General features: G+C 32.6%; 4 protein-coding genes, 1 pseudogene and 1 CRISPR repeat array (1 of these 6 only partly in view). All 5 genes and pseudogenes read right to left on the bottom strand.

Translation table 11 applies throughout. The features are described from left to right. A CRISPR array of direct repeats spans positions 1-2,854; the repeat unit is 46 nt; unit sequence GTTGTGAATTGCTTTCAAAATTGTATTTTAGCTTATAATTCCCAAC; it reaches 432 nt to the left of the window's first position. A 117-nt stretch (positions 2,855-2,971) separates the two neighbouring features. The 5 genes and pseudogenes from cas2 to ACP7AV_RS16395 all read right to left on the bottom strand — a co-directional run bounded on the left by cas2 (position 2,972) and on the right by ACP7AV_RS16395 (position 9,856). Then, positions 2,972-3,319, bottom strand: a complete 348-nt coding sequence (cas2, locus tag ACP7AV_RS16415; RefSeq protein WP_426092875.1) for a CRISPR-associated endonuclease Cas2 — start codon at positions 3,317-3,319, stop codon at positions 2,972-2,974. Continuing rightward, a pseudogene (cas1, locus tag ACP7AV_RS16410) lies at positions 3,312-4,208 on the bottom strand (type II CRISPR-associated endonuclease Cas1). Before cas1 ends, cas2 begins: the two are co-directional and overlap by 8 nt. A gap of 2 nt (positions 4,209-4,210) precedes the next feature. Beyond that, the gene (gene cas9 / locus ACP7AV_RS16405; protein WP_426092874.1) at positions 4,211-8,272 is read right to left on the bottom strand and encodes a type II CRISPR RNA-guided endonuclease Cas9; all 4,062 of its coding nucleotides are present in this window, start codon (positions 8,270-8,272) and stop codon (positions 4,211-4,213) included. Positions 8,273-8,532: 260 nt separating this feature from the next. Continuing rightward, a complete protein-coding gene (locus tag ACP7AV_RS16400) occupies positions 8,533-9,486 on the bottom strand; it encodes an ISAon1 family transposase (protein WP_426092897.1) in 954 nt (317 codons plus the stop codon). 22 nt (positions 9,487-9,508) lie between these two features. Continuing rightward, a complete protein-coding gene (locus tag ACP7AV_RS16395) occupies positions 9,509-9,856 on the bottom strand; it encodes an ISAon1 family transposase N-terminal region protein (protein ID WP_426092873.1) in 348 nt (115 codons plus the stop codon). Between the last annotated feature and the right edge of the window lie 240 nt (positions 9,857-10,096).

The raw sequence follows: 10,096 nt of genomic DNA, 5'->3' as shown, positions 1-10,096 counted from the left end.
AGTTGTGAATTGCTTTCAAAATTGTATTTTAGCTTATAATTCCCAACAAAATTACAGATTAAAACTAGAAGCAGTGCGTTGTGAATTGCTTTCAAAATTGTATTTTAGCTTATAATTCCCAACCAGCTGATTTGTAATACATCGCCCAGAAGGTTGTGAATTGCTTTCAAAATTGTATTTTAGCTTATAATTCCCAACAAAATTACAGATTAAAACTAGAAGCAGTGCGTTGTGAATTGCTTTCAAAATTGTATTTTAGCTTATAATTCCCAACCCGTGTTCGTGGCGCCACTTCCTGCTACAGGTTGTGAATTGCTTTCAAAATTGTATTTTAGCTTATAATTCCCAACTATGAATTCTTTCATGGTTTGTGTTACCAAGTTGTGAATTGCTTTCAAAATTGTATTTTAGCTTATAATTCCCAACCCGTTAAAAATGCTTTTGGAATGTATTTCCGTTGTGAATTGCTTTCAAAATTGTATTTTAGCTTATAATTCCCAACTCTAGTCCGGATATATTTGCTGCCGCTTTAGTTGTGAATTGCTTTCAAAATTGTATTTTAGCTTATAATTCCCAACCAGTGTTAGTGGCTCCACTTCCTGCTACTGGTTGTGAATTGCTTTCAAAATTGTATTTTAGCTTATAATTCCCAACTCGGAGCCATAATGTTAAGTTTGGTCGTAGTTGTGAATTGCTTTCAAAATTGTATTTTAGCTTATAATTCCCAACTAAATATTGTTGCTTTAATAACATATTACTGTTGTGAATTGCTTTCAAAATTGTATTTTAGCTTATAATTCCCAACACAGCGATGTCGGTGTGCTCAGATACCTAGGTTGTGAATTGCTTTCAAAATTGTATTTTAGCTTATAATTCCCAACATCAACTTTAACCAATGATGCGTGAGCCATGTTGTGAATTGCTTTCAAAATTGTATTTTAGCTTATAATTCCCAACGCGTTACGATGAACCATAAAAGACAATGCGGTTGTGAATTGCTTTCAAAATTGTATTTTAGCTTATAATTCCCAACAACAACTTTGGCCTTAGCAACTCGTAAATGGTTGTGAATTGCTTTCAAAATTGTATTTTAGCTTATAATTCCCAACATAATAAAAGAAAACTATTTAACTTTTATAGTTGTGAATTGCTTTCAAAATTGTATTTTAGCTTATAATTCCCAACATATTTTAGGGAAGTTGTAACAAGCTACGCGTTGTGAATTGCTTTCAAAATTGTATTTTAGCTTATAATTCCCAACTCTGAAAGCGGTCTTAACAACGGCAGGTATGTTGTGAATTGCTTTCAAAATTGTATTTTAGCTTATAATTCCCAACTCCCTCGATACTATCGCAGCTAATAAGAACGTTGTGAATTGCTTTCAAAATTGTATTTTAGCTTATAATTCCCAACTTCAATACCTGCTTTATCTCTTGGCATTGGTTGTGAATTGCTTTCAAAATTGTATTTTAGCTTATAATTCCCAACTAATTTATTCAAAACCCGCTACTCCTAGCGGTTGTGAATTGCTTTCAAAATTGTATTTTAGCTTATAATTCCCAACTGCAGGTGCAATATTAATCGCTACTATTACGTTGTGAATTGCTTTCAAAATTGTATTTTAGCTTATAATTCCCAACCAACAGTTAAAACCAGTAAGATTTCTGTTTGTTGTGAATTGCTTTCAAAATTGTATTTTAGCTTATAATTCCCAACCCGTAAAAAATCTTTTTGACCTTCCTATTAGTTGTGAATTGCTTTCAAAATTGTATTTTAGCTTATAATTCCCAACCATGTTCATCGACAGCATTGTGAGGAAGTAGTTGTGAATTGCTTTCAAAATTGTATTTTAGCTTATAATTCCCAACTCAGTAGGTAGGAGCTACTTCATCAAGGCGGTTGTGAATTGCTTTCAAAATTGTATTTTAGCTTATAATTCCCAACCAATAGCATAATCACATCCTTTATCAAACCGTTGTGAATTGCTTTCAAAATTGTATTTTAGCTTATAATTCCCAACATTGAAAATATTTCTTACTTCCTGAGCGGGTTGTGAATTGCTTTCAAAATTGTATTTTAGCTTATAATTCCCAACCTACTAAAAAAGATGGATTTTGCATGGTTAGTTGTGAATTGCTTTCAAAATTGTATTTTAGCTTATAATTCCCAACAAATTTATTTGCATCATCAACATTATCACTGTTGTGAATTGCTTTCAAAATTGTATTTTAGCTTATAATTCCCAACGCGCGCCATAGTTTATGTTCCGTCGCAGGCGTTGTGAATTGCTTTCAAAATTGTATTTTAGCTTATAATTCCCAACTCCCTCCAGTTATATGATTTGGTGCAGTCAGTTGTGAATTGCTTTCAAAATTGTATTTTAGCTTATAATTCCCAACATATATTTGTTGAACCGTTATGCTAATAGCGTTGTGAATTGCTTTCAAAATTGTATTTTAGCTTATAATTCCCAACGCCAATAAAGAATATGCTGAAGAACAAGGTGTTGTGAATTGCTTTCAAAATTGTATTTTAGCTTATAATTCCCAACAAAATTTATATTAGTATTTGCTACTGCTGGGTTGTGAATTGCTTTCAAAATTGTATTTTAGCTTATAATTCCCAACAATTTGATTGAAACCACTTTTACCGAAGTGTTGTGAATTGCTTTCAAAATTGTATTTTAGCTTATAATTCCCAACCTAATTGCTCGCTTCTAAGCTGCTCTAATGGTTGTGAATTGCTTTCAAAATTGTATTTTAGCTTATAATTCCCAACTTTTTTGGCAATCGGTGTAAGTCATTTGATGTTGTGAATTGCTTTCAAAATTGTATTTTAGCTTATAATTCCCAACATACCACGATATAATCGTTTGATATGTTGGTATTTATGAGCTTATTTTGAAATCAAAAAGAAGTGGTCTTTATATGTTGGTGCACAAATAGTTATCCTTTTTTCTAATCCTGTATTACTAAAATAATTCCAGTTGTTGTGAAGGTTTGTCTGTTTCTACGAGCTTTTTTCCATAAAAAAGTTCCATCATACCAAATTGTTTATCGGTTATTTGCATCACGCCAATTTTGCCGTGTTCGGGCAAACTGTTTTTTATTCTTTTGGTGTGTACTTCGGCATTTTCCCTGCTGGCACAAAACCGCATGTATATCGAAAATTGAAACATAGAAAAACCATCGTCTAATAATTTCTTTCTAAAAGAAGAAGCTATTTTACGTTCCTTACGGGTTTCGGTTGGCAGGTCAAAAAACACTAATATCCACAAACTTCTATATTGGTTTAAACGGGTGTAATGTTCGTCATACATAAACAGGGTATAAAATTTTTCTGGATTTTCCCTCAAAACATTCGTGTAAAGAATGTGTTGTCCGGCTCATCGCCACCATCAACGGGCTGTTTTTGCCATCTATGAGCACATCAATTGTGGCAATGCTTAACAATTGTTTTTTCATGTCAATAGTTAATTCTTCATACGAATCTTCGGTTTCTATAATGTGGGATACAATTAAATCAACATACGGGCGATAGGGTTCCATTATATCATCGGCAAGGCAATATGCATTGTATTTGTTGCGGTGAAAGATACCTAAAGTAGGCAGCATTCCGGAACTGACGATAGCCTTTGCGGTAATGGCTCGCAAAATAGCATACCCATAATTCAATAAATTATTGGGCGGAATTCCTTTTTGTCCTCGGGTGAAATCTTCTACCATGATGAGGTTTTGCCAATAATAAACCGCTGCTCTTGCCTCGTGATTGAATGCATCACCCGAGGTTACCTCTTTTGCCCAAAGTTCCATTTTCCGCATCGGGATTCCTTTCTATTTGAGTAATCCAGCTTGGTTCATAATTTTGGAACTGATGGTTTGTTGCCACAAATTCTTTTTGAGTGGGGCAGAAGCATTAATTTGATTTCTAAACCGTTCCGATTGTTCGGTATGTCCGTTCAATGGCATCAACAAACCAATGGGCAAATGTTTTTGATCGCAATTGATTAAAGCCACGTTGTTATGGATCAGTTTTTCCAACAACCCGTTGGTAATCGTGATTTGTTGGTTTTCCAAAACGATAACACCAATATCTTCGATAGCCACGGTTTTGGTTTCCTGTTCCTTGTCGGGATAAGAGATGACGATTTGTTCGTTTTTGGTACTCAAATAAGCGGGATTACCAAAGAATAGGGTTCGTTTTATCATAGCTAATATTCTCCGAGTTGAACAATTTGACCTAAATGATTGATGCGGACTTTTATTATATCATTTAAGGGAGGCAAACTTTTTATTTGTTTGTATGTTATATTTGTTAATTCTTTTTTGTCTTCAACGGTTGTTTCTAAATGATGTCTAAATTTAAAATCTCTAATTGTTGAGTTTCCATATTTGACAATAGATAATGTTTGTACCCTAAACATATTAGGGCTAATCAAATGATAATTACTCGGATTTTGTAAATCCATTTCTTGAGGATTAAAAGAATCCGTCGGAAATATAAAAAACTCATTTTGTTTCATAGAAAACAAGAACTCCCATCCGTTTTGGTGATTTTTATTAATAACGGATAATCCTAAATTCCTGCGAACTACAGCATCATAAAAAGAAACGACTTCCTCTTGTAGATTTCCTTTTTCATCTTTATAAATGGCTACGTGATGATTGTTTCCGGTACTCACAAAATCAGCACCGATTGTTTTTCCGTTTTTATCTAAAATTTCGTTCCCTAAATGATCTTTTTTGGTATGTAAAGCTTGCGCATTGCTCACGCCACTTATAGTTACCCGTTTTATGGCAATTCCTTTTTTTTTGTTGAGCCAAATTGGGTTTTCGTCTAAATTAGAAAAGGCTTTTTTTGCATCTCCATTATAATCGTACTGTCGTTTTTGCAGTATTCTTTTTATACCGACATCAATTACTTTTTCAATTTTCAATTCGGGACTGATATCTTTTCGAATGGTATAATCATCTTCTATCCAAACTATTTTTACTTTTTCGGGTAATGCATCTTTTTTTTCAGCATCCAAATAAATAGGATTTTTAGCTAAAGCATTTTTGCCTGTAAAAGCCTTTTTCGGGTCGTTACCATTTTCGGATAATCGTGTTAGTAAAGCTTCTCTGTATTGTTTTTTTGCAACCTTATTGATGTATTCTGCCGTGAAATTTGCATTTACTTTTTCTTCTTTGGTAGCATATTGTTGCAGTTTTCCATAAACAGTTTCTTTGTGCAATTGCCCGCGGGGCGTAAGTTGAATTTTTTGAATGGTTCCACCGCTTTTTTTAGTGATATTTTTATTCTTGGTGACTACTTTGTTTTTAGCCTTATAGGAAATTAAAATACTTTCGAGTTGCTTTTTGGCTTCTTCTCTAAAATGAGGCATTGGAGCAATAAATCGTAGTTTATTGTTTTTATCTCTTTTTAAATGTTTGGATTCAATACCCAAAATAACATTCGCTTTTTTATTATTAATGTCTCTTGCATTGAGGTTATTCAAATATTGAATATAAGCAGGTTTGGTGAATGCAACAGTTATTGCATCCATAGCATGATGACGATGGTCATTTCGTTTTGTCCAATCTTGTATTTTGTATAAACGTTCTCCGTTTTTGCCCTCTTCCTCTTTTGTTAATCCCAGTTTATGATATTTGTCCCAATTCAGTTCTTTCATCACATCGACCAATTCCCAATCTTCACGTAATTTGTCGGTAACACTTCCAATTGTTGCTGTTACATTTCTGGATACTTCTAAAAGAATTTCTTTCGCTTTTTTTGCAATATATTGTGTTTCTCTTAATTGTCTGTCAATGAAGCCTTCTGGAATATCACTGTCTGCCATCAAAAGTTTATTCTGCTTGGTTCTACTAATTTTACCAAATAAACTTTTTACTCTTTTTTCGAATTGATCAAATTCTTCAGAAGATAATTTCTCTTGTAAAAAAGAATAAGCTGTTTTATTGCTTTTGTCAATGTTCAACTGGCGTTCGCAAATTGTTTTGTTTGAAAAACTATCATCAAATAAGCGTGATTTTGGAATAATATGTTCAATGTCGTATTCTTTCGAAAATAGTTTTGATGGTTCTATTGGTTTTCCTGTATAAAGTGAAATACCATCAGACTCTTTCCAAAGTTTATAACGAATGATGTCGTTTCGGGTTACCCGATGGATTCCAAATTCCGTATGCAATAATTTTCTGATTTGCTCGTGTTCGGCTGTACTTTTATTAATAGCCTTAGTCATTTCACTACGTTGTTCATTGTTGTTTTTCAACTCACGAGCCAATTCTACACGAATTTCATCTGGTTTTCCCATTGCTGGGTCTGCAATAATGGCATTAATTACATTAATCATTTGATTGAGTATTTTTTCAACTACAGGATTTCGCAAACTATTTTTCTTAAGTAATTCTAAGGTTTCTTTTAGAACTCTACTGTCATTTGCTTCTTTATTTAATGAAGAAGAATGATTGTATCCAGAAAGGAAACAAGCTTGATCATAAATTTGTCCATCCATTAAATGTGGTAATACTTTTTTAATAGCTTTTGCACTTAAGCTACCGTAATCAGCTTGTAAATTAATGTTTAGAAGGAATGGAATGTGATTCTCTTTAAAATTAAATTTATTAATTAACGTTTTTTTCAAGGGTTCATCTTCTTCCGACGAGTAGAGCAAATGCCACAATTGGAAATAGGGCTGTTTATCAAATTCATTTCCATGAATGGTTGGATCAAAGTCTAATATATTGGTATTAATATTTAAAGTTTTAAATATTTTTGAGATAGCTTCTTTAATCTCTAAAGAGCTCATCTTTGAGAAATCCATTTCATAACCTTCAACTTCAAGTATTTTTTCAAAAGCTTTGTAAAGTGACGTATTGGTTCTGTTTCCTTCTATTTTTTTGAAATTAACGGAATGGCTACCTTTTTTCAATTCGCAAAAATCCATCAGTTGGATGTCGGTCATTCCATCTTTAAACTGAAGTACTTCGGCAATATGTTTTTTTAATTCTTCACTTAACAAATAGGGTTCTTTAGTAGTTTCGTTTTTAACTACAATATTATTCAAATTTTGCCAAATTCTGAATTCTTGAAATAAAGGAGATGATTTTGGAATAGCTTTATGCCCTTTTTCAAATTCACAATGGCTAATTAAATGCTTCTGAGATTTCAATTTTCTTTGATAAAAAATGGTAATATCTCTAACTTCTGATTTTAGCTTGTGGTTTAATTCAGGATGATATTTGGCTTGAGTTTCCCAGATTTTTTCAAATTCATCTAAATAATCTTGGCGGTAAAATACTTGGTTTTTTAGTTTAGAATGTGCATTGTTTTGGAGTTGTTTGTATAGAAATTGCCCAACAGTTTCCTTGTTGAAATATAGCTCTTTACTGCGGTCACTGATAGCTCCAAGATAACCGCTTGACTGATTTATTTGATTATTGATTTCAGTAATGATAAATGCAATAACTTTTAAATCAAGTTTATTTACTAAAGCATCGTTTCTCCATTTGTAATGTTGCAATTTGGTTTCTTCTCTAGTTCCTTTATTTTCGGTAAGTTCAATATTTAATGTTCTTGTGAAATGCTGAGAAGTTTGCGTTCTTGATTTTGCCTGAATATCTTCAAGTAATTGGTTATTTATACTTTCAGTATGGAATTGTTTCTGAAAATGCACGATTTTTTCTAATTCTTTTTGCAAATCGGAACGATAGAAATCAGGAATATATTTTCCGCCATTTAATAAAGAATTATAAACCCATTGCCCTGGAGTGAGATTATTTTCAAAAAGTGCGGTAGCAATCGCCATTCCATCAATTGCCTCTCCATCTTCGGCTTTTTTTGCTTTTCTACTGCTTTTATAACCACGCTTTTTATTCAGCATCAAAAGAACTTTTACAAATTCTTCTTTAGAAACTGCTTCGGTTGCTGATTTAGCTCTTAATCTGTATGATGAAAAAGTAGTTTCTTTTCCTGTTTCTGCAAAAATAAAAGTAGAAGAAATAAACTTTATTTTATTAAAAGATTGCAATAATGAATATCTTCTTTGTTTAAAACGTTGTAAACCTCTTCTTGCTCCACGTTTTAAAGTTCTGTCAGCATTGATAGAAATGGTATTTCCTTTTTTAAAATCGGCTTCTTCGTCTGTAGTAAGAGGAACAATGCGAACGCCAGTATTTATTATTGATGATGTTTCATTATCATTTTCAGCTTCATTAATAAACGACCATCCAATAGATGTTGTTCCTAAATCCAATCCCAGTATTTTCTTCATATTAAATATATTACACTTTCTTTTTTCTCGCTCTAAAAAATAATTGCTAAATATAAATATAAGAAAATTAAGATCCTTACGACAAACGGTAAACCAATGTTTAAATTTTTGTTGTATACTTGCAGTACAATTTTGAAGCAATTCACAATAAGGATTATTCCGTTGTGAAAACATTCAAAGCGGCCTCAAAAGGGTCGCTTTTTTTATTGAGATTCACCTAGGTTTTAAGGTCAATACGGATCAGGTGCAAAAGTTGGGGATTATCCAAAAAGGTTAGATAATCTGAACAAGAAAAAATCAATTTTTCGTACCCCTCTAAATTGTGATCTAAAAGCTTTAATTTTAGCATTAAAAGATTCCGCTGAAGCATTTGTACTTCTATTGTCAAAGTAATTCAATATTGATTGGTAATTAACCGTTATCGTATTGAGTACTATATTGAAATTCTTAAACCCAGATTCCTCTACATTTCTATACCAGTGCGCTAATTTTAGCATAGCTATGTTTTTGTCATCATGTGAATTATAAATACTTCGTAATTGCTGTGATAATTTGTATGCACTTTTTATATCAGGATATAGCTCAAATAAAAGATTCGCTCTCTCTTCTTGGTTATTGGTCCACTTTTCTCTGGATTTATAAAGTAAATAGCGACTTCTAGCTAATAATTGTTTTACAGTATCGCCATTAATCAAAAGTTGAGCAGTATGTGTTTTATTTTTAGATTTGGCTTGTAATATCGATTGATTCTCCATATCCATAGCTTCCCATCGGTGTTTGATTCTAATTTCTTGCAAAGCTTCTAAGGCTAGTTTTTGTACATGGAAACGATCGGTTACTTGTACTGCTTTAGGGAAACATTTTCTTGCTATCAACTTCATAGAATTAGCCATATCTAGTGTGATTTCTATAACGGCTTGTCTTTTTTTAAAGTCAATTTTGCTGACTTGTTCAATGACGTTTTCGGTCTTAGTTCCGGCAATTATAGCAACTAACGACCCTTTCTTGCCTTTGGCTTTTTTATTGGTAACAATAGTGTAAAGTTCTCCTTGAGATAAAGCCACTTCATCAATGGCTAAATGAGTTCCTATATTTTGGGGGTAAATAATCCATTGGTGCGCATGTTCTCTAGGTTCCCAAGTAATAAAAGAACTGAGGTGCTTTTTGTATTGTCTTTGGAGTTTTTTACCATTAACGCCAAAGAAACCTCCAATTATATGACAATCGATAGCTGTATTATCGATTAATTTCTTTTAAAAAAGACACAAATTCATGCGTCATACGGGTACCTTTAGCGACTAACATCCAGTCTCTTTTGATGATTTCTCCAGTGGTTTTATTAGTCCAACGACGACGTTTAATGTGTAAATAGACAAACTTACCTCTAAGGGGAAAATCTTGAATAGTAATTTCATCTAAAAAGCCTTTAGATACTAATTCTAAGGCGTCAAACTCTTTTGGAGGTTTTGCCTTTTCTTCGAAATACAGATGTAGGTTTTCTTTAGAATTAACTGCAGAAACGATTTCAAAGTAATCTACTAAAAAATCAGGAAGCATAAATTTTAAAAGGTCTATTGAGGTCATAAGTAATGGTTAATCAAACAAAGATCTTCTTTTTTATCAAATTCCCCCCAGGTTTTGAGATTGATCCGTCAATACGTTCATGAACAATAGTGCCCGTCCGCGCTAATATATTATACTTGTTTGCGCAGTCTTGTAAAATGTGCACATAAGAACGAACCATATCAATTGATTTTCAGCTGAACTACAACCATTTTTGGATTGAATGCTCTAAAAAACTAAATGGAATTTTTACCAGATTAC

Source organism: Flavobacterium sp. DSR3-2 (assembly GCF_049896525.1).
Lineage (GTDB): Bacteria > Bacteroidota > Bacteroidia > Flavobacteriales > Flavobacteriaceae > Flavobacterium.
This window is presented reverse-complemented; position numbering and strand designations above follow the sequence as displayed.